A 24,974-nucleotide genomic window follows, 5' to 3' on the forward strand; every position below is an offset into this window, starting at 1 on the left:
AATATCAGGCTCCAAGCCTTGGTCAGGCCTCGATCAGGCCTGGGACATGGCTGACATTTCAGCGGAAATGGCCCGCACCGCGGCCTGCAGATGCTCCAGCGAGGCGTCGATATCGCAGGCCGCGCCGGCGTGCTGGATATAGGGGGTGATCAGGGTGGCGATGACGCTGTCGGCGCCCATGATCGGCGCGACGAGGTCGGTGACACCCATGACGAAGTCGCTGGCGCGGCGGACGAAGCCCTGGGCGCCGGCCGCCTCGGCGTCGGCGTAGTAGCGGGCCAGACGGTCGGCGGGATACAGCGGCTCCAGACGCGCCTTCAGGGCCGCCTGCGTCCGGTCCGACGCGCAGCCGTAGAACAGCAGGCCGGAGGAAGCGTCGATGATGCTGCGGCGATAGCCCAGCCGCACGGAATAGCCGAGGTCGCCCGGGCTCTCGATCCGGGCGATGACCACGATCTGGTCCTCGGTGGGGACGACGAGGTGGCAGGACTGGACGGTGTCGCGCGCCAGATCGCGCATGATGGGCAGGGCGCCCTCGGTCAGCGACTTCACCGGCGCCTGGGTCATGCCCAGCGAGAACAGGCGGTTGGTCGGGCGATAGCCGTCGGGCGTGGCCTCGATATAGTGCCGGAACTCCAGCACCTGAATCATGCGGAACAGTTCGCTGACCGACCGGCCCAGCTCCACCGACATCTGCGACGGCGTCATCGGACGGCCGTGAGACGACAGCAGCTCAAGCACGTCCAGTCCCTTTTCCAGAGCCGGGGCGCGGTATTTGCGATCCGACTCGTCCTGCATGGTCATCGAGAATCCTCCTGACATCAGCCTAGGCCGGAGCCGTCGTCCTGACCACAATCATTGTGATCACCAATGAAATGTAGCGCCAGATATAAAAATCAGGTGGACGGTCGCCGACCCTTGGCATAGCGTCTCCGCCCACAGCGTCGAAGAACGACAGCCCTTGGGGGGACTCCGCGTGAAACTTGCAGTCATAGATCTGGTCATCCTGGCGATCTACGCCGTGGCGATCTTCGGCCTGGCCCAGTGGGTCTCGCGCGACAAGTCGGGGGCCAAGAAGACCTCCACCGACTACTTCCTGGCCTCCAAGAACCTGCCCTGGTGGGCCATCGGCGCCTCGCTGATCGCGGCCAATATCTCGGCCGAACAGATCATCGGCATGAGCGGCTCGGGCTATGTGATCGGCCTGGGCATCGCCTCCTATGAATGGATGGCCGCCCTGACCCTGCTGATCGTCGGCAAGTTCTTCCTGCCGATCTTCCTGCGCAATGAGATCGTGACCATGCCGCAGTTCCTGCAGCAGCGGTACGGGCCGACGATCCGCAACGTCATGGCCGTCTTCTGGCTGCTGCTCTACGTCTTCGTGAACGTGACCTCGATCCTGTGGCTGGGCTCCATCGCCGTGACCACGGTGACCGGCATCGACCAGAACCTGGCCATCGTCTGCATCGCGGTCTTCGCCCTGGCCTATCAGCTGTGGGGCGGTCTGAAGGCCGTGGCCCTGACCGACATCGTCCAGGTGGCCCTGCTGGTCGCCGGTGGCCTGATCATCGGCTTCATCGCCCTGAACCACATCGCCGACGCGACCGGCGGATCGGGCGTCATCGACGGCTTCGCGACCCTCGTGCATCGCTTCCCCGACAAGTTCGACATGATCCTGTCGCCCGACAATCCCCACTATCAGCAACTGCCGGGCATGGCCGTGCTGCTGGGCGGTCTGTGGGTCATGAACATCAGCTACTGGGGCTTCAACCAATACATCATCCAGCGCGCCCTGGCCGCCAAATCACTGCCCGAGGCCCAGAAGGGCATCGCCTTCGCCGCCTATCTGAAGCTGCTGATGCCGGTGATCATCGTCCTGCCGGGTCTGGCGGCCCTGATCATCGCGCCGGGTCTGGCCAAGCCGGACGAAGCCTATCCGACGATGATGAACCTGCTGCCTACGGGCCTGAAGGGTCTGGTCTTCGCCGCCCTGATCGCCGCCATCGTCGCGTCGCTGGCGTCCAAGGTGAACTCGATCTCGACCATCTTCACCCTGGACCTGTACGCCAAGGTCCGGAAGGACGTGTCGGAGCAGAACCTGGTGCTGGTCGGCCGCGTCGCCGCCGTCGTGGCCATGGTCATCGGCGTCCTGACCGCCCGCCCGCTGCTGGGCTCGGCCGATCAGGCCTTCCAGTTCATCCAGGAGTTCACCGGCTTCTTCACCCCCGGCATCGTGGTCATCTTCATGCTGGGCCTGTTCTGGAAGCGGGCCTCCGAGGCCGGCGCCCTGACGGCGGCGGTCGGATCGGTGGTGCTGTCGGCGGTCTTCTGGTGGCTGCAGGACACCGGCCAGTTCATCTTCCCCTTCATGAACCGGGTGGGCGTCGTTTTCGTCGCTTCGCTGATCGCCGCGGTGGTCGTGTCGCTTCTGGTCCCGGCCAAGCCCGACGCCATGAAGATCAAGCTCGACAACATCACCTACAAGACGACGTTGGGCTTCAACCTGGCCGCGGTGGGCGTGATCGCCTTCCTGATCGCCGTCTATACGATCTGGTGGTAGCGGCGGCTTATGACTGAGCTGATCGGAGTCGACTGGGGCACCAGCAATCTGCGTGTCATGCGCCTCGGCGCCGACGGGCAGGTGCTGGATCGCCGGGTCGATCCGCGCGGGGCGGGGCGTCTGAGCGCGGACGCCTTCGCCGGGGTGCTGGACGAAGTCGCGCGCGACTGGCTGGGCGAAACACCCGTCCTGATTGCCGGCATGGCGGGATCGCGTCAGGGCTGGGTCGAGGCGCCCTATGTCTTCTGTCCCGCCGACGCCGCGGGTCTGGCAGGCCAGCTGGCCCGGCCCGTCGCCGATCGCGACATCCGCATCGTTCCGGGCGTGGCCCTGACCCCGGACGGCCTCGGCGACGTCATGCGCGGCGAGGAGACCCAGGCCCTGGGTCTGTTCGAGCCGGGCGAGACCGGCCTGATGGTCGCGCCGGGCACCCACTGCAAATGGATCCGCGTCGAGGGCGGCGCCATCACGGCTTTTCGCACCTTCCTGACCGGAGAGCTGTTCGCCGCCGTGCGCGAGGCGACCCTGATCGGGCGCGGCATGGGCCAGCCGGGCGGCAATGACGCGGCCTTCGACGATGGCGTGCGTCTGGCCCTGTCGGATCCGGCGGTCACCGCCCATCTGTTCAACATCCGCGTGCGCAGCCTCGCGGGTCAGCTCGATCCGGACGGCGCGGCGGACTTCCTGTCGGGTCTGCTGATCGGGGCCGAACTGGCCGCCGAGACCGCCGATCGCGACAGCCCCGTGCGCGTCGTGGGCGAGGAACAGGTCGCGGCCCGCTATGAGCGCGCCCTGGCCCTGGCCGGGTTCGCGCATGTCGGCCGGGTGTCGGGCGAAGTCGCCGTGGCGCGCGGTCTCTATCGAATCTGGAAGGCCCTGCCATGACCCTGACCGTCCAATCCGCCCTCGACGCCCTGCCTCTGGTCGCCATCCTGCGCGGCTTGACGCCGGAGGAGGCGGTCGGCGTCGGCGAGGCCCTTGTCGAGGCCGGCTTCACCTGTCTGGAGGTGCCCCTGAACTCGCCGCGTCCGCTGGAGAGCATCCGCCTGCTGCGCGATGCGCTGGACGGCCGGGCCGTGGTCGGAGCCGGCACCGTCCTGACGCCCCAGGCGGCCGAGGAGGTCGCGAGCGCCGGCGGTCAGCTGATCATCTCGCCCAACATCAACCCGCGCGTCATCGAGCGGACCAAGGCTCTGGGCCTGTTCTCCATGCCCGGTTTCTTCACCCCGACCGAGGCCTTCGCGGCGCTGGAGGCGGGCGCCGATGTGCTGAAGCTGTTCCCGGCCGAACTGGCCGGACCCGGCGCGGTCAAGGCGGTGAAGGCCGTTCTGCCAAAGGGCCAGCCGCTTTACGCCGTCGGCGGCGTCGATCCGGCGAACATGGCCGGCTGGCGGACGGCCGGGGCGGACGGCTTCGGCATCGGCTCCGCCTTGTACAAGCCCGGACGGGCCGCTAGCGAGGTCGGCGCCGTCGCCCGCGCCTTCGTCGGCGCCTGGAACGTGTCCTGGAGCCCGTCCGCCTGATGACCGCCGAACCTGAGCTGATCTGGGATCTGGGCGCCGAACTGGGGGAGGGGCCCGTCTGGGACGCGGCCCGGTCCTGCCTGTGGTTCGTCGACATCAAGGGGCGACGTCTGCATCGCTATACGCCCGCGACCGGCGAGAAGGCGTCGTGGGACACGCCGGACCATACCGGTTTCGCCCTGCCGGCCGAGGACGGCTCCCTGATCTGCGGCGTGCGCGGCGGCCTGCACCGGTTCGACCCGTCGACGGGCGACTTCACCCTGATCCTGCCGGTCGAGGAAGACCGGCCGCAGAACCGTCTGAACGACGGCTTCGTGGCGCCCGACGGCGCGCTGTGGTTCGGGTCGATGGATGATTCAGAAGAACTGAAGACCGGCGCCCTGTATCGCTGGTTCGAGGGCGAACTGGTCCGCCATGACGACGGCTATGGTGTCACCAACGGCCCGTGCCTGAGCCCTGACGGCAAGACTCTCTATCACCACGACACCCTGGCGAAGACGGTGCTGGCCTTCGATCATGAGGCGGGCGTGCTGTCGAACCGGCGCGTCTTCGCGGTGACCGAGGACGGCTATTGCGACGGGCCCTCGATGCGCTCCGACGGGGTGCTGCACGTCGGCCTGTTCAACGGCTGGGGCGTGGCCCTGTATTCGCCGGAGGGCGAGCGCATCGGCAAGATCCAGACGCCGGTCCAGACGGTGACCAAGGCGGCCTTCGGCGGTGAGGATCTGCGCGATCTCTATATGACCACGGCCTGGCTCGGGAATGCGGACAAGCGGGCCGAGCAGCCGACGCTGGGCGGCCTGTATCGCGTGCGGGTCGAGACGCCGGGTCTGGCCCAGAACCTGATCCGGCTGCCGTAATCGACCGAGGCGTCGGTCAGGCGGCGACGGCCGCCTGAATCGCGGAGACGTCGAGCCATTCCAGCCAGTCGCCGTAAGGGTGGCCCTTGGCCAGGACAACGGATTTGCCGGACGGCCAGGCCGTGAGGCGCAGCTCGACCTCGCGGCGGTCCTTCGTCCACTCATAGCCGATCCAGATCAGAGGACGTTCAGTGGTCGCCATGGCGCCGGCGGCGGCGATCATGATCGAAATCGCCTGACGGTCCCATTCGGGCAGGTACTGCAGGAACATGGAGTGGACGATGGCGCGGCACTGTCCGAATTCTTGCGGCTGGGCCAGTTGCTCGGTGAGCCAGTCCAGGGCGTCGCCGCGTTCAATGCGCGGCGGGTGCGCCATCGCGACCTGCAGGGCCCCCTCCAGCCGCTTTGACCGCTCGGGGCGATCCGCCCAGGTGAAGGACAACAGGCGTTCACGGTGGTCGGGGTTGGAGGCGTCCAGCGGGTGCAGGTCGACGCCGCGCGCCGAGGCGATGCTCACCGGCGTGACGGTCGGCGCGGCGCCGCGCCACTGGGGCGAGATATGGACAGGGGAGGCGGGATCGCCCGCGACGAGGCCGCCCAGGTCATAGGCGTATCGTGCGAGATTGAGGTTCAGGCCGCAGCTGGATCCCAGCTCAAGCAATTCGAACGGCATGGGCCGATCCAGCGGCGCCGCCATCAGTCCGGACATGATCGCGGCCGCACGGGCGATCTCATTGGTCTGGGTGGGATCGCGCAGCCAGTTGGCGATGAAGCGATCTTCCTGGGCCAGAGCGGTGGCGACGGCGCCGTCGAAGTCTTCGTGCTCGCCGCGATACAGCGCCGCGAGGTACTGGGGCTCGCCGCGGCGGGCGAGAGCGTGCAGGGCGCCGTTGAAACGCAGGGCCACGGCGGCCGCGGCCAGATCGCCGGACCAGTCCATGACCATGTTCGCGCTGATCGGCGCCTGCAGGAGCTGGCGGTCGACGGCCTCAAGAACGGAGGCCAGGAAGGGGGAGCCCATTTCGCGGCAGCGCTGGGCCTGACGCAGGAATTCATGCCGGGCGTCGGCGGTCGTGAGCACAGTCATCAATTCACGATCCGCATAGTCATCTAATCCCGATGCGCCCTTCCAAGTACTTCGGAAGTATCCGTCATCTAATCGTCCGCGCCGCGGCCAGCCACTTCAGCCGGTCATTTGCGTGCTGTCGAGGCTTCGGTAGCTAGGCCACGATCGTTAAATTCATATAAATTCCCGAGCCTCCCGAGCCCTGAAGTTCGGATTCTGGGACCGGTGTCAGGCGCCCCGCCGCCCTGCCGGTCTGGCGCAGCTCTCTGGAGGAGCTAGGTAAAAATACGTAGTTTATACACGCGAGCAGGCTGCCTTAGGCCTTGTTTTGAAGCAGAAACGCCAATCCTGGCGTCGTTAACCGTCCCTTCAATCAAATGTAGTCAATCGTGGCGGGTGGGGGTCCCGTTTCGAACGCTGCTCGTCGGTCGTTCGCGAGGGTGAAGCCCGCGCTCCGTTGGGCCTGTGGTCCTTCGGTCTGGGGCTGGCTACGGAAACAAAGTTGCAAATCAAGAACATGATCGCTGCGATGAACATTACCCGGAAATTGAGCCTGTCATTCGTTCTGATCTGCGTCTCTGCCGCAATCATGATGACAGTGTTCTTCGGCACGATCTGGATGATCCGGTCGTCGACCGACAGCAACAATATGAGCCAGTCCATCCACGCCAACGCGCTGTCGTTGGAGACCGCTATTCTGCGGCAGAACAGTCAGTTCCGAGGTTTCCTCGTGACCGGGGACGAGAGCTATCTCAAGTCCTACTACGAGGGCCGGGACGAATACGACGCCATCTACACCGAGATGAAGGGCCTGCTGAAGGACCCCGCCAATCTGAAGAGCCTTGAAGACTCGCACACGGCGACCCTGGCCTGGCGCAAGGACTGGGGCGACCGGATCATTCAGGTCGTTCGCTCGGGTCGACGCGACGAGGCCCAGCAGATCGTTCGCGACGCCGGCAAGAAGGTCCTGGTCAGCGAGGCAGTGCTGCCGCTGCGCGATATCCGGACCGTCCAGGGCGAGCTGATCGCCAAGAACGGCAAGCGCCAGGAAGACGCCATCGTTACGGCCATCGCCGCCCTGATCCTCGGCGGCATCGCCCTGATCGCCACCGCCATGACCTTGTCGGTCCTGCTGAGCCGCACGATCGCCCGTCCGATCACCACCCTGACCGCCGCCATGGGCGACCTCGCCCGCGGCAACAACGACATCACCGTCGACGCCGGCCGCGCCGACGAACTGGGCGACATGGCCCGCGCCGTTCTGGTGTTCCGCGATGCGGCTCTGGCCAAGGCGGAAGCCGATCTGGCCAAGGCCGAGGCCGAGCGGGCCAAGGAACAGGCCGATCTGGCCAAGGTGGGCGCCGACGAAGCGCAACGCCGGGTCGTGGAAGCCCTGGATACGGCGCTGGAAGCCCTGGCTTCGGGCGACCTGACCCACGTCATCAGCCGGCCGTTCGCGCCGGAATACGAGCGCCTGCGCAAGTCGTTCAACAGCGCCGTCGAGGGGCTGGAGCAGAGCATTTCCAGCGTCGCCCGTTCGGCCCAAAGCGTTCACTCGGGCGCCGCCGAGATCTATTCGGCCTCGGAAAACCTGTCGCAACGCACCCAGCAGCAGGCCACGCGTCTGCAGGAAACCACCACGGCGACCCAGCAGGTCACCGGCATGGTCGGCGAGACCGCCCAGCGCGCTGCTGACGCCCGCACCGCCATCACCGTCGCCACCCAGAACGCTTCGGAAGGCGGCGCCATCGTCAATGAAGCCGTCTCGGCCATGGACGCCATCCAGTCGAGCTCGGAAGAGATCGGCCAGATCATCAACCTGATCGACGGCATTGCCTTCCAGACCAATCTTCTGGCGCTCAACGCGGGCGTCGAGGCGGCGCGCGCCGGCGACGCCGGCCGCGGCTTCGCGGTCGTGGCCACCGAGGTTCGCGCTTTGGCCCAACGTTCCGCCGATGCGGCGCGCGACATCAAGGCGCTGATCACCAAGTCTTCCGAACAGGTCCAGTCGGGCGTCGGCCGCGTCGGCGACACCGGCAAGATGCTGGCGCGGATCGGCTCCAAGATCGGCGACACCAATGCGCTGATCAGCGAGATCGCCCACAGCTCGGGCGCGCAGGCCGACAAGCTGAAGCAGGTCAACAGCGCTGTCGTCAGCATGGACAGCATGACCCAGCAGAACGCCGCCATGGTCAAGGAAGCCACCGCCGCCGCGCGCAGCCTGGCGACCGAGGCCGACGAACTGGCCCGGCTGGTCGCGCGCTTCCGTCTGGGTTCGGAGGCGGGTCAGACGCACGCTGCCGAAACGTCCCACGGCGACGCCGACTGGTCGTTCCGCAACGTGGCCTGAGGCCAGGGCAGGGCGGGCGCCGGATCCGGCGCCGAAGTCCGGTGATCGAGAGGCGGGTCCGGCGCGTCATCACGCGCTGACCTTTTCGAGGTCGGAGGGCCGTCCGGCGGACGGCGGATTATCCCAACATCGTCGAGAAGGCAGAGGCCTTTCAGGTCTCCGCGTCTGACGTTTCACGCCGGCTCGCTCCGGCAGGGGGCAGTCGGGACAGGCGCCGCTACGTCAACTTGTTCGTGTACTGTTGTTCTTCGGGAATAGGTAGAAATACTGATAAGTCCCGTTTTCGTACATTATATCGAGCAGCGTTACTGATATTTAACCCATCTATTCTATATAGGTAACACTACGTATTTCAGAAGAAATGCGCGCAACCAAAAAGACCTGCGGGGACTGAATGAACTATCTGTATCTGTCGGCGGCGATCGTGCCGCTTCTGCTGGCCGCGCCGGCCATGGCCGAGGCGCCTGCCGCCACCCCGCCCGCCGCGACGGCCCAGGCCGCTCCGGCCGCCGACGCCCCGATCCGCACCGCTCCCAAGGCCTTCAGCACCGGCGTCGCCAAGGGCCGCGACCTGCTGGACTCCGCCATTTCCGCCAGCACCCTAGACGAAGTCGACCTGCCCAAGGTCGGCACCTCCAGCGTCGCCGGCATCATCGGCAACCTGCCGGGCATCCGCGCCGAAACCTCGGGCATCGACGGCGTTTCGTCGCTGACCGTGCGCGGCCTGCCGCTGGCGGCCGACGGCTCCAAGTATCTGCAAATCCAGGAAGACGGCCTGCCGGTTCTGGAGTTCGGCGACATCCACTTCGGTTCGACCGACATGTTACTGCGTGCCGACATGGGCCTGTCGCAGGTTCAGGTCATCCGCGGCGGTTCGGCCTCGACCTTCGCCTCCAACTCGCCGGGCGGCCTGATCAACTTCATCTCCAAGACGGGTGAAGAAGAGGGCGGCGCCGTGATGGTGACCTCGGGTCTCGACTACGACCTGAACCGCGTCGACTTCGACTACGGCGCCCCGCTGGGCGACGGCTGGCGCTTCCACGTCGGCGGCTTCTACCGCCAGGGCGAAGGCCCGCGCGACATCGGCTACGACGGCTTCAAGGGCGGCCAGTTCAAGGCCAACCTGACCCGCCAGCTGGACCACGGCTACGTCCGCTTCTACGCCAAGTATCTGGACGACCGTCAGCCGAACTACGCCCTGTTCCCGCTGGTGGCCTCGGGCTCGAACAGCGATCCGAGCTTCTCCAGCCTGCCGGGCACGGACGGTCTGCGCGACACCACCCTGTCGAACGACACCGCCGTCTACAACGGCGTCGACCAGAACAATAACCCGACCACCTTCGACCGCCGCAACGGCGTGCACGGCGTGGTCAAGTCGGTCGGCGCCGAAGGCCAGTACGACATCAACGGCTGGACGATCACCGAGAAGCTCCGTTACTCGCGCATCTCGGGCGAGTTCAACGACGACATCTCGCTGGTCAGCATGCCGGCGACGACCCTGATGGCCGCCTTCGCCGGCCCGGGCTCGCGCCTGAGCTACGCCACCGGCCCGAACGCCGGTCAGGTGATCGCCAACCCGGCGACCCTGAACGGCAACGGCCAGCTGCAGATCGGCGTCTACGCCAATATGGATCTGAACAGCCTGGACAACATCACCAACGACCTTCGCGCCTCCAAGGTGTGGAACGTCGGTGAGGGCAAGCTGACCACGACCTTCGGCCTGTACGCCTCGTCGCAAGACGTCGACATGTACTGGAGCTTCGTCAACGCGCTGGAAGGCTTTGCCTCCGGCGGCCAGGGCGTCCGTTACAATCTGACCACGGCGACCAACATCCCGGTCACCGATAACGGCATTCTCGCCTACGGCTTCGCCACGGCGACCTCGCTGTACACCTACCACCAGCGGTACGACGTCAACTATCAGACCCTGGCGCCCTATGCCTCGGCCAACTACCAGATCGGCAAGCTGGCCCTCGGCGCCAGCATCCGTCTGGACCACGGCGACGTCAGCGGCGACCTGTACGGCGCCAGCCTCGGTGGCGGCCGCGTGGGTCAGGCCACGATCGACGTCAACGGCAACGGCTCCATCAGCCTGCCCGAGACCAAGGTCGCCGTCCTGCCGCTCTCGCAACCGGGCACGGTCGACTACGGCTACGACTACGTCTCCTACTCGGTCGGTGTGAACTACCGCATCGCCGAGCCGGTCTCGGTCTTCGGCCGCTACAGCCGCGGCGGTCGCGCCGCCGCCGAACGGCAGCTGTTCTCGCCGACCCAGTTCGACTCGACCACCGGCAAGCTGGTCAACTCCGACACCGCCTATGGCGAGGTCCAGCAGGCCGAAGCCGGCGTCAAGTTCCGCCAGGAAGGCCTGACCGCCTACGCCACGGCGTTCTGGGCCTCGACCGGTGAAACCAACTCGCAGATCGGCGCGGACTCCTCGGGCGCTCCGAAGGTCATCAGCTTCACCCGCGACTACAGCGCCACCGGCATCGAGCTGGAAAGCGAGTACAGCTACGGACCGTTCAGCATCGCCGTCGGCGCCACCTACGCCAAGGCCAGCATCGACAGCGACTCGGCGAACGCCGCCTTGGAAGGCAACCGTCCGCGTCACCAGCCGGAACTGTTCTACAACGTCCGTCCTGAATACGAGCACGGCATGTTCACCGTCGGCGCCACGATCAACGGCACGACCAGCAGCTATGCGCAGGACGACAACGTCCTGGTCCAGCCCGGCTATGTGATCGTCAACCCGTACGTCTACGTCCGCCCGCTGCGGAACATCGAAGTCGGCGTCACCGCCTTCAACGTGTTCGATGAGGTCGCGATCGTGAACATCGGCGCCAGCGCCATCCCGGCTTCGGGCGTGGTCCAGGCTCAGACCCTGAACGGCCGCACCATCTCGGCCTCGCTGCGCTACACCTTCTGATCAAGACGGCCGCGGCGGTGAAAACCGCCGCGGCCTGATCGGACCGGTATCCAGTCTCTTGAGAAGCCCGCCTCACGGCGGGCTTCTTGTCGTTCAGCAGGGCGCTCAGCCGGCGTCGGGCAGGGTCAGGGTGAACCGGGCGCCGTCGCCGGGCGCCGAGGTCGCGCTCGCCGAGCCGCCGTGCCGCTCGGCCACGATGCGCACGAAAGCCAGTCCCAGGCCGGCGCCCGGCTTCGCATCGGCGGCCTGATGGAAGGCGTCGAACAGGCGCTCGGCCTCCTCCGGCGGGAAGCCCGGGCCCCGGTCCCGAACGGTGCAGAGGTGGAAACGTCGCCCATCGATCTCGGCGGCCTCCAGCGTGCAGACGACCGCACCTCCGCTCGGCCCGTACTTCAGGGCATTGTCGATCAGATTGACTAGGGCGCGCCCAACCAGAACCGGATCGCCGAGGACCAGCCGCTCCTCGTCATCCTCGGAGGTGATGATATCGACGCCGCGCGCCTGGGCCTGGGGCCATAGATTGTCGGCGGCCTCAATCAGCACCTGACCCAGGTCGAACTCGCGTCGGTCGATGACCTGGGACTCGGCGCGGGCCAGCTGCACATAGCTTTCGGCCATGGCGAGGGTCCGCCGCGCATAGTCGCCGATGCGGCGCTCGAAGCCTTCGTCGCGTGGCGTTTGATCCGCCAGCAGGGTCAGGATCGACACCTGCGGCGAGCGCATGTCGTGGCTGAGCAGTTGCAAAGCCTGTTCGCGCTGGCGTTCGGCGACGCGGATGGCGGTGACGTCCGCCAGGCGCACGATGCCGCCGGGGCGGGCGCCCTGGGCGAGGTCCAGCCGCGCCTCGTCCAGCTTGAGCACTTCGCCGGTGGCGGTGCGGATCTCGCGCGCCGTGCCGGTGCGGGCCAGGAGGGCTTCGAGCGGCTCGGCGCCGATCCGGGCGAACAGGCTGTCGATGTCGGAGCCGGTCAGGGCTCCGTCCGCCTGAAACAGGTCCGCCGCCCGGGCGTTGGCCAGCAGCACCCGGCCCGTGTCGTCGATCACCAGCGTGGCGTCGGGCAGGCTGCGAAGGGTGTCGGAGATCAGTCCGCTGAGGTCCCTGAGGCGCAGCAGGGCGGCCTTCAGGACCGTGGCCTGCCGGTCGATGTGGTCGCCCGAGGCCTGGGAGGCGGCGATGTCGGCCAGCCAGGGGCCGTCCGACCGGAAGGCGTCGATCTCGGCCTGCATATAGGCCGAGGCGGCCTCCAGCCGGCGCCAGCTCCATAGAGGCCAGGCCAGGGCGACGCCGACGGCCGCCGCCACGGGCGCGAGCCAGATCCCGGCGAGGAAGGCGAGGGCGCTGACGATGAACACCGCGGCGATCGCGCCGACGCCCGCCGCCAGGCTGATCGCCGGCCGCAGCATCAGGAAGGCGGCCATCAGGGTCCACAGCGGGATCAGGGACAGCAGGGCCAGAAGGAGCGGGGGCGTGGCCCGGACGGCGTCGCCGCGGATCAGGGTGTCGAGCAGGGCGGCCTGGATCTCGACGCCGGGCCTCAGTTGGCCATGCGGCGAGACCGGAGTGGCGAACCGGTCGCCCAGACCGTCGGCGGTCATTCCCACCAGAACCTGCTTGCCCTTCAGGAAGTCGGCCGGGGTCTCGCCGCGAACCAGATCGACGAAGGAGACGGTGCGCACCGCCCCCGGCGGGCCGCGATAGCGGATCAGGGTCGAGCGGAGCGGGGTCAGATACGGTGAGGCGTCCGTCTCGCGCACGGGAGCGACGATCCCGCCTGTGGCCGTTCGCATCCGTGCGGTCATATGGGGCCAGGTCTGCCCGCCGGCGGCCATGAAGAGCGGCAGGCGGCGCACCACGCCGTCGGGGTCCGGGGTCAGGTCGACGTGGCCCAGTCCGGCGGCGGCTGTGGCCAATTCCGGGATCGGCTCCACCACCCCGAAGGCGGCGCCGTTCTCGCCGGGCTCCTGAAGCAGTTCCGCCAGCCAGGTTCGGCCGTTGCGTGACAGGGCTCGGGTCAGCTCAGGGTCGGCGCCCGGCTCCGGCTCGGCGAACAGGACATCATAGCCCACCGAGGCGGCCCCGGCCTTCGTCAGCTGATCCAGTGCCTGGGCGTGCAGGGTCCGTGACCAGGGCCAGCGGCCCAGGGCCTCGATGCTGCGGTTGTCGATGGCGACGACGACGACCTGTTCGCTGGACCGTCCCGGCGACAGACCCAGCAAGGCGTCATAGATCCAGTTGTCGGCGCGCCGCGTCGGCGACCCGAGGGCCAGCCAGACGACCAGAAGAGAAAGGCCCAGGCCGACGATCAGCCATTCGATCAGGGTGCGGCGGTCGGCGAGACGGCGCCGGATCGGGCCGCCCCCGCCGGCCTGGACCTTCAGCCAGGTCAGGACGCGGTGGGTCAGGGGACACTCAGGGAGGCGGACGGGGACCAGGCTTCGACGGGCTTGCCATCGACGCGCCAGACGGACATCACCCGCCAGCGATACTCGCCGGACGGCAGCGACGGCAGGATGATGCCGGGCCTGGGCACGTCAGTCCGATCGGCCACCAGGGTTCCGTCCGCTCGCGCCAGCTGGAAGTGGTAGCTTTCGGCGCCCTTCGGCGGGGTGCTCCAGTGGAAGGCGCGGCCGCCGCCAGCCTGGGGCTCGACGCTCAGGCCGCTGACCACGTTCAGGGCGCGAACGAAGCGGTAGTCGGCGGGCATGCCCTCAAGGTCCAGCGGCGAGATGGCCGTCAGCCGGATGAAATAGGGGCCGTCGGGCAGGGGGTAGATGTCGATCGTCGTTTCGCCGGGGCGCGACTCGCCGCTGCTGACGACATTGACGAAATCGGCGTCGGTGGCGACGACGGCCCGGTACTGGGCGGCGCCCGCCACGGGCGGCACGGCGAAGGACAGCATGCCGCCGGCCTGGATGGCGTTGTCGGGAGCCCAGGCGGGCTCGGGCAGCAGATCGACCAGATCGGCCCGTCCGTCGGCGATGGCCACGCCCTGGCGCGGGGCAGCCATCAGCGGCTCCAGCCCCTCGGGCGCGACATGGACCGATCCGCCCAGAACCTCGGTCTGGGCCCGGTCCGCGGCGCCGTCATAGCCGATGCGGAACTCGGTGCCCCGAACGGCCGAGGCCGACAGGGGCGTGCCGACGCGGAAGCCGCCGGGCGACCGCACGGGCGAGACGCGAAACTCCGAGCGGCCGCCCAGGACGGTGATTTCCTGGTCCATGGCCCCGTTCAGAACATAGGCGCGCAGCCGGGTCAGACGGACCCGGCTCATGGAAGGAATGGCGACGGTCCCGCCGTCGGGCAGGCCGAAGCGCGCATTGGCGTTGGCGCCCGTCTCGATCTCGGCGCCTTCGCCCAGGACGGCGCCGACCCGGGTCGTGACGGCTCCGCCCTGGCGCAGGGTGACGTCGCCGCGGAAGCTGACGAGGCGCGCCTGGACCGGCCGGGTCCTGAGCAGGGCGGCCGGCAGCCTCAGGGTCATTCCGACAGGCAGACGCAGCGGATTGGCGACGCCATTCAGCGTCTGCAACGCGCGCCAGTCGGACTCCCGTTCCAGATGGGCGCCGGCGATACTGCGCAGGGTGTCGCCCTGACGGACCACATAGCTGAAGGTCTCGCCGGAAGCCCGAACCTGTGGAGCAGGGGTCGGCGCGGGTTCGGCCACTGCGGAGCCCGGCAGGCCGGCGAGCGCCAGCCAGGCGGCGGCTCCCAAAGCGGCAAGCCGGGCGGTCCTCATCAGGTCTCTCCGTCTGCGGTCCCCACGGTCGACGCCGTCGCCTCGATCCGCTCCAGACGATACCCATAGCTGTAGACGGGGGCGAGGCGAAAGCCCGCATCTGGCCGCAGGTTCAGCTTGGACCGCACCCGCGAGATGTGCATGTCCAGGGTGCGGCTGTTCAGATCGGGGTCGCTGCCCCAGACCGAGTCGAGCAGATAGGACCGCGACAGCGCCCGGTTCAGGTTGCGGAACAGGGTCAGGGCGACGGCGAACTCCTTGGCGGTCAGGCTGACGGGCGCGCCGTTCGCGGTCGCCGAAGCGGTCGCCGGATCCAGCATGACATGGCCATGGGTTTCGGCGGCCTGGGCCTCGGGCGCGCCATAGGCGCGGCGCAACAAAGCATGGATGCGCGCCTTGAGGACCGGCTTGGACACCGGCTTGGTCAGGAAGTCGTCGGCGCCTGCGCCCAGACCCTCGATCACATCCGAATCGTCCGAACGGCTGGTGACCAGCAGAATCGGCGGGGGCGGCGTCAGGTTGTTCTGGGCCCACTGGATGACTTCCACACCCGACTTGTCCGGCAGCTGCCAGTCCAGAACCATCAGGTCGAAGGTCTCGCGGCGCAGGGCGGACAGCAGGGCGTTGGCCCGCGAGAAGCCCGAGCCCTGGAAGCCGGCTTCAGAAAGGGTGTCGAGGATCAGTTCGAGCTGAACGGGATCATCATCGAGAGCGGCGATTTTCATCGGGTCCTTCGGTCACGGGGGGCGGCCGGTGGGCGCAAGGCTGGGGAGACCCATCATGCCCATGTCGGCGCGCGAAGACTGTAAAATCTCGTATCAGGTGAGCGCGCATGGGAACGCTCAACCCATGCCGCGCCGCTCGAGGGCGCTACCCGCCATCTGGCGCTCGATCCAACGGTCGCTGGCCGTGACCCAGCGAACGGCGTTCGGATTTTCTCGGGCGCGCGCGACCGCCAAGGTCGGGACGTCAGACGGCGCGCCGGCCTCGATCAGCCGGTCGCGCCTGGGTCATGCGTGTTCGTGCAGCCGCGGCTCCCCTCGCGACCGGACTGGAGGACCCGGTCGTGTTGCGGATCCTGCCGGAGGCGCCGATCAGCCGCCGGTCGGAGCGCCGCCGAAGTCGAACTGTTCCTGCTGCTGGCGGCGCGGGCCGCCGCCGAAGGTCCAGGTCAGGCCAATGTAGGCGGAACGGCCTGCGAACTGGCGCTCGGTCCGCTCGCGGAAGGTCGGGGTGTCGTAGGTGGTCACGTCGCCGAACTGGTTGAAGACGTCACGCACCGTCGCCTGGAAGGCGAGGGTGTCATTCAGCTTGTGGCGGTAGCCGAGGTTTACCATGCCGCCGCCGTCTCGCGTGCCCTGGGCCAGCAGGGCCTCGCCGTTCCACTGGGCGGCGATCTGCAGGAAGTCCTTGGGCGTCGGCTGCCAGTTCAGGTTCACCCGGCCCGAGACCTGGGTCCCCGACCGGTCGGTCGCGCCCGGAATGCCCGCGGCGTCGATCTCCTGGCGGAAGACGTTGACGCTGGCGTTGTAGCGCAGGCTGGGGATCAGGGCACCGTTGGCCACGACCTCAAGCCCGACGTCGCGACGGGCGCCCAGGTTCTCGGGCCGGGTCAGGAAGACGCCGCCGCCCAGGTCGGTGGCGACCTCGGTGAAAGCCTTGCGGGTGTCCCGGAAATAGGCGGTCGCCTGATAGAAGGTCTGGCCCGACCGCATCTGCCACATGGCCTCGAAGGCGTCGGTCTCCTGCGGCTCCAGATCCGGATTGCCCGACCGCAGGTTCAGCGGGTCCGTGTAGGAGACATAGGGGTTCAGCTGGAAGGGCTGGGGCCGCTGGATGCGGCGCGAATAGCTGGCGCGGACCGTCTGATCGTCGTCGAGCTTGTAGGAGACGTGAAGGGTCGGATAGGCGCGGAAATAGTCCTGCGACGCCGTCACCCCGTTGCTGACGGCGTTGACCTCGATGTCGGCCTGTTCAAGCCGCAGGCCGAACTGGGCCGACAGCTTGTCGGTGAAGGGCCGTTCATAGGTGGCGTAAAGGGCCTGGACCGTCTGTTCGGCCTTGAAGCGGCTGGACAGGGCCGGGACCACGGCCAGGCCGGCTTCGGTGGCGCCGCGGCTGACGGTGTTGTCCTGACGCGGCTGGCGGATTTCGAGCTCATAGCCGAGGCGCAGCCTGGCCTCGCCCATCGGACGGACATAGGCGCTGGTCAGGGCCATGATGGTGAAGCCGCCATCGTTCAGGACGCGCTCATAGGATGGCGCGCCCGCCGGAACCGATGGGAAGGACACCGTCGCGAGGTCCAGGGTGTTGTCGCCCTGGTCGATCCGAACCTCATTGGTCCATTCGTGGCCCTGGTCGTCGAAACGGTGCAGCAGGCGGGCGGTCAGGCCCTGGTTGCTGAAGGTCTGGTCGACGTCGGTGTCGCGGCGATAGGCGGAGGTGACGGCGCCGGCGGCGTTGCGGTTCTCGAAGCTGTCGTTGCTGACCCCGGTGTTGTGGAAGTCGGCGCCGCGCGCTTCCAGCGTCAGCTGGTCCTTGTCGGTGAGCTTGTATTCCAGACCCAGGCGGCCGTTGAAGCCGTCGACGTCCGCATTCACGACCTGGTTCTGGAGCACGGGCAGGTACTGGCCCGAGACGGTGTCCAGCCGCTCGCGGTCGCGATCGACGCGCTGCTCGATGGTGTCGTGACGATAGCCGAGGTCACCCGACAGGGTCAGCCGGCCCCGCGTCTGCGACCCCGTAAGGCCCAGGTTCCAGCGGCCGTCGTCGCCGACGTTGGCGCGGACCGAGCCGGTGGTGGTCATGCCCGGCTTGGGCTGGTTGGGCTTGGAGATCAGATTGATCACCCCGCCCGAGCCTTCGGGGCTGTAGGCGGCCGAAGGATTGGTCATCACCTCGATGCGGGCGAACTGGGAAGCCTGCATCTGCTGGATCGCCTGGGCGCGGCCTTCGCCGGTCAGCACACCGGCGGGGCGGCCGTCGATCAGGATGGTGACGTTGCTGTCGCCGCGCAGGGAGACGTTGCCCTGGGGATCGACGTCCACCGAGGGCACGTTGCGCAGGGCGTCGGCCAGGGTGCCGGTCGAGGCCTGAAGGTCATTGGCCAGGCTGTAGCTGGTGGAATCGATCGAGGTGCGGATGGCGTCGGCGCGGGGGGCAGTGACGGTCACGTCCTCGACCTTGGCGCTGTCCTCGGCGGGCGTGCTCTGGGGCGCTGCGGTCGTCTGGGTGGCGGGACGGGGAGCGGTCGTCTGGGGAGCCGTCTGGGCCAGAGCCGGGCCGCACAGGGTGGTCAGGGCCGAGGCGGCCAGCAGAACGAGTTTGGAAGTCGACGCCGTCATTGGTCTTTTATCCCTGCCGGCGCTCCGCCGTGCTCGGTTGTGAACTGGAGCTCGCCGGAGAGGGGCGCGCGCGGCGACGCTTCGCCGGTGGGCTAATCCGCCGAGTATCAATCGGCGGCGCGGGGCGACAGTTACAACGGGGACAGGTAGATTGCTTATCGTTCATGTGCCGACGCAGACCGCCCGGATGACCTGACAGGCCTCCCGCAAGACGCTAGAGCTTGGTAGACGATTCAGGCAGTCGTTGTGTCCGTAGTGCAGGCGAGGATCCGTATATGACGACACCGCTCGCCATCGCCGGGTTCGGCGTCTGCCTTCCCGAGACGCGGCGCCCCTCGACCTCTCTCGACGCGCGGTTCGGCCAGGCCGAGGGCTGGACCGAGAACCAGTTCGGCATCGCGAGCCGGGGCGTGGCCTCGCCGGAAGAGACCACATCGGTTATGGGCGCGCGCGCGGCGCGCGAGGCGCTGGAGGCCGCGGGCTGGGGCGAGGGGGAGTTCGACGTGCTCATCGGCGCCTGCGGCGTGATGGAGCAGCCGATCCCGGGGACCTCGGTGCTGATCCAGCACGAGCTGGGGCTGGGTCGGTCAGGGATCTGGGCCTTCGACGTCAACCAGACCTGCCTGTCGTTCCTGTCGGCGCTGGATGTCGTGGCCATGGGCATCGCGACAGGGCGGTTCCGCCGGGCCCTGGTGGTGTCCAGCGACATCGCCTCCGCCGGACTGGATTGGAACACCCCTGCCTCGGCCGCGATCTTCGGCGACGGGGCCGCGGCGGTCTGTATCGAGGCGCGCTCGGACCCGGAGGGGCCGGCCCTCCTGGCCCGGCGGTTCGAAACCTACGGCGAAGGGCGGGAGCTGGCCGTGCTGCGCGCGGGCGGAACGCGCATCCGGGCCGAAGACGGCTATGAGGGTCTGCTGGAGGGTTCGCGCTTCCGCATGGACGCCTTCGGCGTGTTCAAGGCCGCGGCCAGGGTGCTGCCGCGCCTGATCGGCGGCGTGCTGGAGGAGGCGGGGCTAACGCGCGAAACCGTCGATGTGGTGGTCTGCCATCAGGCCAGCCGACCGGGCGTCGAACATGTGAAGCGGCTGATGGGCGGCGATCCAGACCGGGTCATCGACATCTTTTCGGACCGGGGCAATCAGATCGCGGCCTCCCTGCCCAGCGTCCTCGCCGAGGCGCACGCCCTGGGACGGCTGCAACCGGGCAAGACCGTCCTGCTGCTCGGAACGGCGGCGGGGATCAGCGCGGCGGCGATGGTTCTGAGGGTATGAGGCGGGCGCTGGTCACGGGCGCGACGGGAGGACTGGGGCTGGCGCTGACGGCAGCCCTGCTCGACGCCGGCTATGCGGTCAGGGCGACGGGGCGATCGCTTGCGGCCGGACAGCGGTTGCAGGCCATGGGCGCCGAGGTGGTGACCGGGGATCTGTTGCACATGGATCTGGCCTCGCTCTGCGACGGCGTGGATGCGGTCTTCCACGCGGCCGCCCTGTCCAGCCCCTGGGGTGACGAGGCGGTGTTCCACCGGATCAATGTCACCGCGACCGAGGCCCTGCTGGCCGCGGCCGGAGCGGCGGGTTGCGACGCCTTCGTCTTCGTCTCCTCGCCCTCCGTCTACGCCGCGTTTCGCGACCGGATCGGATTGACCGAAGCCTGTCCGCCCGAGGCCCATCCCTTGAACGCCTATGCCCGCACCAAGAAGCTGGCCGAAGCCCGGGTGCTGGCGGCCGACGGACCGGGCTTCAGGACGATCGCCCTGCGTCCCCGCGCCCTCGTCGGGCCGGACGACGCCGTGGTCCTGCCCCGCATTCTGAGGCTGGTGCGCAAGGGGAGGCTGCCCGTGCTGCGTGGCGGGACGGCCCAGGTTGATCTGACCGACGTGCGCGACGCCGCCCGCGCGCTCCTGCTGGCCGATCAAAGGCGCGAGACGGTCGGCGGCCGGGTGATCAATATTTCGGGCGGTCGACCGGTCGGGGTGCTGGATCTCGCGGAACGGCTGTGCGGCGTGCTGGGCGTTCGGGCCCGACGGGTCGCGGCGCCCATGCCGGTCATGCGGGCGGCGGCTGTGGCCTCCGAGGCGATCTGTCAGGTCCTGCCGGGACGGCCCGAACCAGTGCTGACGCCCTATACGCTGACGACACTCGCCTATTCCCAGACCTTTGATCTCAGCCTCGCCCGGACGACCCTCGGCTATGCGCCGGAGCATGATCCGGTCGAGACGGCCCTGAGGCTGGCGCCGGATATGGCGGCATGATGCGGTGCCGGGTGCATGGTCTGGACACCGGAGCCTGTCGCCATCCGGCGGCGATGGCGCGGCAGGGCGCAGGCTGGGCTCCGGCGGTCTTTCCGGCGCTGGCGGGGCTGATCCTGCATCCGACCGTGGGGCCGGTCCTGTTCGACACAGGGTACGATCCGGCCTTCTTCAGGGCCACGAACGCCTTTCCCGAGCGTCTCTATCGTTGGGCCACGCCGGTCGATCTGCCGGAGGGCGCCGCTGTCGCCGATCAACTGAAGGCGTTCGGGCTCGGGGCCGGGGACGTGCGGGCGGTGGTCATCTCGCATTTCCACGGCGACCATATCGCCGGACTGCACGCCTTTCCGCAGGCGACCCTGTTCTGCGCCCGGGCCGGGCTGGAGGATGCACGGCGGCCCGGGCGGCTGGCGCGGGTGAGGCGAGGGATACTGGACGGACTGATGCCGCCGGACATCGACGCCCGGGCCCGGTTCTTTGAGGACATGCCCCGGGTCTCGCCGGGGCCGGACATGGCGCCGTTCGAGGATGCGGTCGACCTGTTCGGCGACGGGTCGATGCTGGCGATCCCTCTGCCCGGCCATTGCCCCGGGCATTGGGGTCTCCGGGTGCGCGGCGAGGACGACCGGGACCATTTCCTGATCGGGGACGCGGCCTGGTCGCGCGGGGCGGTTCGGGACAATGCGCCGCCGCCACGGCTGACGACGGGCCTTCTGGGTGAGACGACGACCTATCGACGGACGCTGAACGACCTGCACCGCTTGTGGGTCCGGCGTTCGGATCTGGTGCTGACGCCGTCGCACTGTCCCGAAGCGGCCGCGGAGATCGCCGACGATGGCCGTTGATCGCGTCGCGATCGCCAGGGCCTGGCTCGACGCCCGGCTGACCGCCGTGCGGCTGCGGTCCCGGGCGGATGTTCGACGCCGTCAGGCGCGGCTCTGGCGCCGGTTCCAGAGCGTGATCGCCCGCACCCCGGCGCTGGCGGAGTTTGCGGGGCGGCCGCTGGAGGACTTCCCGATCTCGACCCCGGCGCAGGTCAGGGCCGACTTCGCGCGATGGAACACCCTGGGCCTCGACGAGGGGACGGCGCGCGCGGCCGCGGAGGCGGCGGAAACGGGGGGCGAAAGCCTGCTGCCCGGCGGCCTGACGGCAGGGCTCTCGACCGGATCGAGCGGAACGCGCGGCCTGTTCCTGGCCAGTCCGGCGGAGCGGGCGACCTATGTCGGGCACGCCCTGGCCCGGCTTCTGGGCGCCGACGCGCCGCTGCGCGCGTGGCGGATCGCCCTGTGCCTGAGGGCGGACAGCGCCCTGTATCGGGATGTCGGCGGCGCCGGGCGCGTCGCCTTCGAGTTCATCGGTCTGGACGTCTCGCCCGAGGCGCGGAAGGCGCGGCTCGACGCCTTTCGCCCGCACGTGCTGATCGCGCCCTCCCACGTCCTGGCCGATCTGGCGCGCCGTTTCGCAGCAACGCCGGACTGGCCCCTGCGGCGGCTGTTCTACGGCGCCGAGCCGATGGGCGAGGACGAGCGGGCGTGGATCGCCGGGCGACTAGGGGCGCGGCCTGATCCCATCTATCAGGCGACGGAGGGCTTTCTGGGCGCGCCCTGCCGGTTGGGCGTGCTGCACCTGAACGAGGACGTTCTGATCGTCGAACGGCAGGCCGTCGAGGGGACGAACCGGTTCCGGCCCGTCGTCACCGATCTGCGCCGGACGAGCCAGCCGGTGGTGCGGCTGTTGCTCGACGACCTGCTGGAGCCGATCGAGGCCTGCCGCTGCGGCTCGCCCCTGCTGGCCGTGAAGGGGGTGGAAGGACGGGTAGAGGACCTGTGGCGCTGGGGCGACCGGGTCGTCACGCCGCGCGCGGTGGAAGACGCCATGGTCGCGGCCCTGGGGCCGGAACGGGGCTGGTCCGTGGTCGCCTCGCCGGGGCAGGTCGTGATCGCGGTCGATGCCGGGATGGCCGCCGCCGCCACGGCGGCCGTCGCCACCCTGCTTGAAGGCCTCGACCCTGTGCCGACGCTGCGAGTGACCGACCCGGCGACCTTATCCGGCCCCAAGCGACGCCGCGTCCGGTGGTCCGATGTCTGAAAGGGTGTTGATCACCGGCGCGCGTGCGCCCGCGGCGCTGGATATCGCCCGCGGCTTCAGGGCCGCCGGGTTCGCCGTGCATTTCGCGGACAGCCGCCCGGGCCTGATGGCGCGGTGGTCGGGGTTGGCGGAAGCCTGTCATCTCTATGCGCCCCCGGCCTTGAAGGCGGACGAGTTTCGTCGGGATATCAAGCGACTGACGGACGATCTTCAGCCCGATCTGGTCGTGCCTGTGTGCGAGGAGGTGTTTCATCTGAGGCAGGCGGCTGACGCGGGCGCGCCGTTCGGGACGCTGCTGGCGCCGTCCTCCGAGGTCCTGGGCCGACTGCATTCCAAGGCGGGCTTCGCCGATCTGTGCGGCGAGCTGGGGCTGCCTGTTCCGGCCACCCGACGGGTCGTCAGCCGTGCAGAGCTGACGGCTGCGGCCGGCGATCTGGGTGATCAGGTGTTCAAGGCCGAATACTCCCGTTTCGGCGCCGAGGTTCTGGTCGGACCGTCGGCCAAGGCCCTGTCGCGGATCCATCCGCCCGAGGCGCGGCCGTGGGTCGTGCAGGACCGGATCCGGGGGCGGGAGGCCTGCTTCTATGCAGTGGCGGTCGCGGGACGGCTCACCGCCTTCAGCGCCTATCGCTCGCCTTGGCGGATGCCCGACGGCGCCGGCTATGCCTTTACGCCACTGGAGGGAGCGATCGGCGCCCGGCTGCTGTCCATGGCGGAGCGCTTGGCCGAGGTCGTCGGGACGGGCCAGTTCGCCTGCGATCTGATCGTCGACGCCGAGGATCGGCCCTGGCTGATCGAGTGCAATCCGCGCGCCACCAGCGGCGTCCATCTGTTCGGCGGCGGCTCCGGTCTGGCCGAGGCCATGACAGGCGGGACCACCCTGCCGGTCATGGGATCAGAGCCCGGCCATCTGGGGCCGGCGATGTGGCGCTATGGGCTGCCGTCGGCGATCCGGCAGGGACGGCTGCGCGAATGGTCGGTCGAGCGGCGAGGGGCGCCGGACGTGATCACCCGGGGCGGCGGCTGGGCCCCCGCGGCGGGCGCGGTCCTGGACAGCGCCGGATATTCTATCGAGGCCCTGCGGCGGGGCTGTGCGCTGGAGCAGGCGATGACCCGCGACATCGAATGGAACGGCCCCGGAGGCGCACAATGACTCCCCTGCCTGAAAGCATCGCGCGCAGCTGGCAGCTGGTCGCCCTGTCGAAGGAGGTGCGGGCCAAGCCGCTGGCGCGCAAGGTCGCCGGAACGCCGGTCGTCCTGTTCCGGGGCGAGGACGGACAGATCGCCGCCCTGCTGGACCGCTGTCCGCATCGCAACTTTCCCCTGTCCGACGGCCGGGTCAGGAAAGGGGGGCTGGTCTGCCCCTACCACGGCTGGCGCTTCGCCCCGGGCGGAGACTGCGTCGAGGTCCCGGGATGCGTGCTGAAATCGGGAGACGACACCCGTCTGGCCGCCAGTCCCGTTGCGGTGGTCGAGCGCAACGGCGGCGTGTTTGTTCGTCTCAAGCCCGGTCAGGACGACCTGCCGGATCTGGGCGTCTGGGGCGATCCGGACCACGACCATTTCTGGTGGGCCCAGGGCGTTTGGCGCGGCCGGGCGCTGGACGCAATCGAGAATGTGCTGGACGCCTTCCACACCAACTACATCCACGACGGCATCATCCGGCGCAGCGGGCGGCGGATGCCGGTGAAGCTGAGCACCAACGTCTATCAGCAGGGCATCGAGCAGGTGATCGAACAGCCGGTCCCGGATCTGGGCTGGATGTCGCGGATGCTGGAGCCGCCGCGGGATCGCAGCCGAACCCGCCTCTATGCGCCGACCACGGTTCAGGCGCGCTGGGAAGGGCCCAAGGGGCTGAGCCTGTGCGTCTCGGCCTTCTTCACCCCGGTCGATGAGGGATCGCTCAGGCCCTTCGCCCGGTTCACCACGCCGAAGGGGCGCGGTCCCGCCTGGCTGAAGGAGCAGGCGATTCGGCTGTTCCTCAATCCGGTCGTGGCCCAGGACCGCCGGGCCCTGGCGCGGCAGCTGGACGGGATCGAGAGCTTCGGTGGACCGCGCTTCCTTCAGGGACCGGGCGACCTGCTGGGCGCCCGCGTGGCGCAACTCTATCAGGGACAGACCCTGGAGCCGGGCGTGGAAGGCCCGTTCGACCACACCCTTTAGCGACTGAACGCGGGCAGTCCTTACGCCGCCCTTATGCCGGGCGCCGAAATCCGAATGGCGCGCTTACGGCCCCAGGGTCTCTACCTCCGCTCGAACCGAGTTGGAG

At 68.7% G+C, this 24,974-nt stretch carries 18 protein-coding genes; 12 read left to right on the plus strand and 6 right to left on the minus strand.

The window, feature by feature from the left end:
- Window positions 1-33: 33 nt before the first annotated feature.
- Window positions 34-804, minus strand: coding sequence for an IclR family transcriptional regulator (locus tag AC1ROD_RS05580; RefSeq protein WP_492947259.1), 771 nt, complete (start codon window positions 802-804; stop codon window positions 34-36).
- Window positions 805-976: 172 nt separating this feature from the next.
- Here AC1ROD_RS05580 and AC1ROD_RS05585 point away from each other — a divergent pair, with 172 nt between their 5' ends.
- Genes AC1ROD_RS05585 through AC1ROD_RS05600 form a run of 4 tightly spaced genes read left to right on the plus strand, consistent with a single transcriptional unit; the run spans window position 977 to window position 4,943 of the window.
- On the plus strand, window positions 977-2,560 hold the full coding sequence (locus tag AC1ROD_RS05585; RefSeq protein WP_492947260.1) for a sodium/sugar symporter: 1,584 nt from the start codon (window positions 977-979) through the stop codon (window positions 2,558-2,560).
- Window positions 2,561-2,569: 9 nt separating this feature from the next.
- On the plus strand, window positions 2,570-3,445 hold the full coding sequence (locus tag AC1ROD_RS05590) for a 2-dehydro-3-deoxygalactonokinase (protein WP_492947261.1): 876 nt from the start codon (window positions 2,570-2,572) through the stop codon (window positions 3,443-3,445).
- Window positions 3,442-4,083 carry a 2-dehydro-3-deoxy-6-phosphogalactonate aldolase gene (locus AC1ROD_RS05595; protein WP_492947262.1) on the plus strand — a complete coding sequence of 214 codons (642 nt, stop codon included), beginning with the start codon at window positions 3,442-3,444 and terminating at the stop codon, window positions 4,081-4,083. Before AC1ROD_RS05590 ends, AC1ROD_RS05595 begins: the two co-directional genes overlap by 4 nt.
- Entirely contained in the window at window positions 4,083-4,943 is an 861-nt protein-coding gene (locus AC1ROD_RS05600) for an SMP-30/gluconolactonase/LRE family protein (RefSeq protein ID WP_492947263.1), read from the plus strand. Before AC1ROD_RS05595 ends, AC1ROD_RS05600 begins: the two co-directional genes overlap by 1 nt.
- 16 nt (window positions 4,944-4,959) lie before the next feature.
- On the opposite strand, the gene AC1ROD_RS05605 is transcribed toward AC1ROD_RS05600, so the two are convergent.
- Window positions 4,960-6,030, minus strand: coding sequence for a DUF2332 domain-containing protein (locus tag AC1ROD_RS05605; protein WP_492947264.1), 1,071 nt, complete (start codon window positions 6,028-6,030; stop codon window positions 4,960-4,962).
- Between the two features lie 496 nt (window positions 6,031-6,526).
- Here AC1ROD_RS05605 and AC1ROD_RS05610 point away from each other — a divergent pair, with 496 nt between their 5' ends.
- Both AC1ROD_RS05610 and AC1ROD_RS05615 read left to right on the plus strand, forming a co-directional pair.
- Window positions 6,527-8,359: a methyl-accepting chemotaxis protein gene (locus AC1ROD_RS05610; protein WP_492947738.1), complete on the plus strand. Its 1,833-nt coding sequence runs from the start codon at window positions 6,527-6,529 to the stop codon at window positions 8,357-8,359.
- 394 nt (window positions 8,360-8,753) lie between these two features.
- Window positions 8,754-11,285: a TonB-dependent receptor gene (locus tag AC1ROD_RS05615; protein ID WP_492947265.1), complete on the plus strand. Its 2,532-nt coding sequence runs from the start codon at window positions 8,754-8,756 to the stop codon at window positions 11,283-11,285.
- Between the two features lie 105 nt (window positions 11,286-11,390).
- On the opposite strand, the gene AC1ROD_RS05620 is transcribed toward AC1ROD_RS05615, so the two are convergent.
- The 4 genes from AC1ROD_RS05620 to AC1ROD_RS05635 all read right to left on the minus strand — a co-directional run bounded on the left by AC1ROD_RS05620 (window position 11,391) and on the right by AC1ROD_RS05635 (window position 18,366).
- Window positions 11,391-13,688 (minus strand): CHASE2 domain-containing protein, encoded by a 2,298-nt coding sequence (locus AC1ROD_RS05620; protein ID WP_492947739.1) that lies wholly within the window; start codon window positions 13,686-13,688, stop codon window positions 11,391-11,393.
- Window positions 13,685-15,022, minus strand: a complete 1,338-nt coding sequence (locus tag AC1ROD_RS05625) for a FecR family protein (protein WP_492947266.1) — start codon at window positions 15,020-15,022, stop codon at window positions 13,685-13,687. The genes AC1ROD_RS05620 and AC1ROD_RS05625 overlap by 4 nt, the downstream gene beginning before the upstream one ends.
- Window positions 15,022-15,747: a response regulator transcription factor gene (locus AC1ROD_RS05630; protein ID WP_492947267.1), complete on the minus strand. Its 726-nt coding sequence runs from the start codon at window positions 15,745-15,747 to the stop codon at window positions 15,022-15,024. Before AC1ROD_RS05630 ends, AC1ROD_RS05625 begins: the two co-directional genes overlap by 1 nt.
- 369 nt (window positions 15,748-16,116) lie before the next feature.
- Entirely contained in the window at window positions 16,117-18,366 is a 2,250-nt protein-coding gene (locus AC1ROD_RS05635) for a TonB-dependent receptor domain-containing protein (RefSeq protein ID WP_492947268.1), read from the minus strand.
- A 275-nt stretch (window positions 18,367-18,641) separates the two neighbouring features.
- Here AC1ROD_RS05635 and AC1ROD_RS05640 point away from each other — a divergent pair, with 275 nt between their 5' ends.
- Genes AC1ROD_RS05640 through AC1ROD_RS05665 form a run of 6 tightly spaced genes read left to right on the plus strand, consistent with a single transcriptional unit; the run spans window position 18,642 to window position 24,868 of the window.
- A complete protein-coding gene (locus AC1ROD_RS05640; RefSeq protein WP_492947269.1) occupies window positions 18,642-19,640 on the plus strand; it encodes a 3-oxoacyl-[acyl-carrier-protein] synthase III C-terminal domain-containing protein in 999 nt (332 codons plus the stop codon).
- Entirely contained in the window at window positions 19,637-20,620 is a 984-nt protein-coding gene (locus AC1ROD_RS05645; RefSeq protein ID WP_492947270.1) for an NAD-dependent epimerase/dehydratase family protein, read from the plus strand. Before AC1ROD_RS05640 ends, AC1ROD_RS05645 begins: the two co-directional genes overlap by 4 nt.
- On the plus strand, window positions 20,617-21,462 hold the full coding sequence (locus tag AC1ROD_RS05650; RefSeq protein ID WP_492947271.1) for an MBL fold metallo-hydrolase: 846 nt from the start codon (window positions 20,617-20,619) through the stop codon (window positions 21,460-21,462). The genes AC1ROD_RS05645 and AC1ROD_RS05650 overlap by 4 nt, the downstream gene beginning before the upstream one ends.
- Window positions 21,452-22,705: a cell division protein FtsA gene (locus AC1ROD_RS05655; RefSeq protein ID WP_492947272.1), complete on the plus strand. Its 1,254-nt coding sequence runs from the start codon at window positions 21,452-21,454 to the stop codon at window positions 22,703-22,705. Before AC1ROD_RS05650 ends, AC1ROD_RS05655 begins: the two co-directional genes overlap by 11 nt.
- Window positions 22,698-23,858, plus strand: coding sequence for an ATP-grasp domain-containing protein (locus AC1ROD_RS05660; RefSeq protein WP_492947273.1), 1,161 nt, complete (start codon window positions 22,698-22,700; stop codon window positions 23,856-23,858). The genes AC1ROD_RS05655 and AC1ROD_RS05660 overlap by 8 nt, the downstream gene beginning before the upstream one ends.
- Window positions 23,855-24,868: a Rieske 2Fe-2S domain-containing protein gene (locus tag AC1ROD_RS05665; RefSeq protein ID WP_492947274.1), complete on the plus strand. Its 1,014-nt coding sequence runs from the start codon at window positions 23,855-23,857 to the stop codon at window positions 24,866-24,868. Before AC1ROD_RS05660 ends, AC1ROD_RS05665 begins: the two co-directional genes overlap by 4 nt.
- The last annotated feature ends 106 nt before the right edge of the window (window positions 24,869-24,974 follow it).

The organism is Brevundimonas sp. GW821-FHT12E07 (assembly GCF_058807035.1).

Excerpts from the sequence above, each read along its gene's own strand:
- AC1ROD_RS05635 (WP_492947268.1), bottom strand. The coding sequence starts at position 18,366 with ATGACGGCGTCGACTTCCAAACTCGTTCTGCTGGCCGCCTCGGCCCTG.
- AC1ROD_RS05665 (WP_492947274.1), top strand. The coding sequence starts at position 23,855 with ATGACTCCCCTGCCTGAAAGCATCGCGCGCAGCTGGCAGCTGGTCGCC.
- AC1ROD_RS05580 (WP_492947259.1), bottom strand. The coding sequence starts at position 804 with ATGACCATGCAGGACGAGTCGGATCGCAAATACCGCGCCCCGGCTCTG.
- AC1ROD_RS05600 (WP_492947263.1), top strand. The coding sequence starts at position 4,083 with ATGACCGCCGAACCTGAGCTGATCTGGGATCTGGGCGCCGAACTGGGG.
- AC1ROD_RS05595 (WP_492947262.1), top strand. The coding sequence starts at position 3,442 with ATGACCCTGACCGTCCAATCCGCCCTCGACGCCCTGCCTCTGGTCGCC.
- AC1ROD_RS05640 (WP_492947269.1), top strand. The coding sequence starts at position 18,642 with ATGACGACACCGCTCGCCATCGCCGGGTTCGGCGTCTGCCTTCCCGAG.
- AC1ROD_RS05650 (WP_492947271.1), top strand. The coding sequence starts at position 20,617 with ATGATGCGGTGCCGGGTGCATGGTCTGGACACCGGAGCCTGTCGCCAT.
- AC1ROD_RS05605 (WP_492947264.1), bottom strand. The coding sequence starts at position 6,030 with ATGACTGTGCTCACGACCGCCGACGCCCGGCATGAATTCCTGCGTCAG.
- AC1ROD_RS05660 (WP_492947273.1), top strand. The coding sequence starts at position 22,698 with ATGTCTGAAAGGGTGTTGATCACCGGCGCGCGTGCGCCCGCGGCGCTG.
- AC1ROD_RS05625 (WP_492947266.1), bottom strand. The coding sequence starts at position 15,022 with ATGAGGACCGCCCGGCTTGCCGCTTTGGGAGCCGCCGCCTGGCTGGCG.
- AC1ROD_RS05610 (WP_492947738.1), top strand. The coding sequence starts at position 6,527 with ATGATCGCTGCGATGAACATTACCCGGAAATTGAGCCTGTCATTCGTT.
- AC1ROD_RS05655 (WP_492947272.1), top strand. The coding sequence starts at position 21,452 with ATGGCCGTTGATCGCGTCGCGATCGCCAGGGCCTGGCTCGACGCCCGG.
- AC1ROD_RS05645 (WP_492947270.1), top strand. The coding sequence starts at position 19,637 with ATGAGGCGGGCGCTGGTCACGGGCGCGACGGGAGGACTGGGGCTGGCG.
- AC1ROD_RS05630 (WP_492947267.1), bottom strand. The coding sequence starts at position 15,747 with ATGAAAATCGCCGCTCTCGATGATGATCCCGTTCAGCTCGAACTGATC.
- AC1ROD_RS05590 (WP_492947261.1), top strand. The coding sequence starts at position 2,570 with ATGACTGAGCTGATCGGAGTCGACTGGGGCACCAGCAATCTGCGTGTC.
- AC1ROD_RS05615 (WP_492947265.1), top strand. The coding sequence starts at position 8,754 with ATGAACTATCTGTATCTGTCGGCGGCGATCGTGCCGCTTCTGCTGGCC.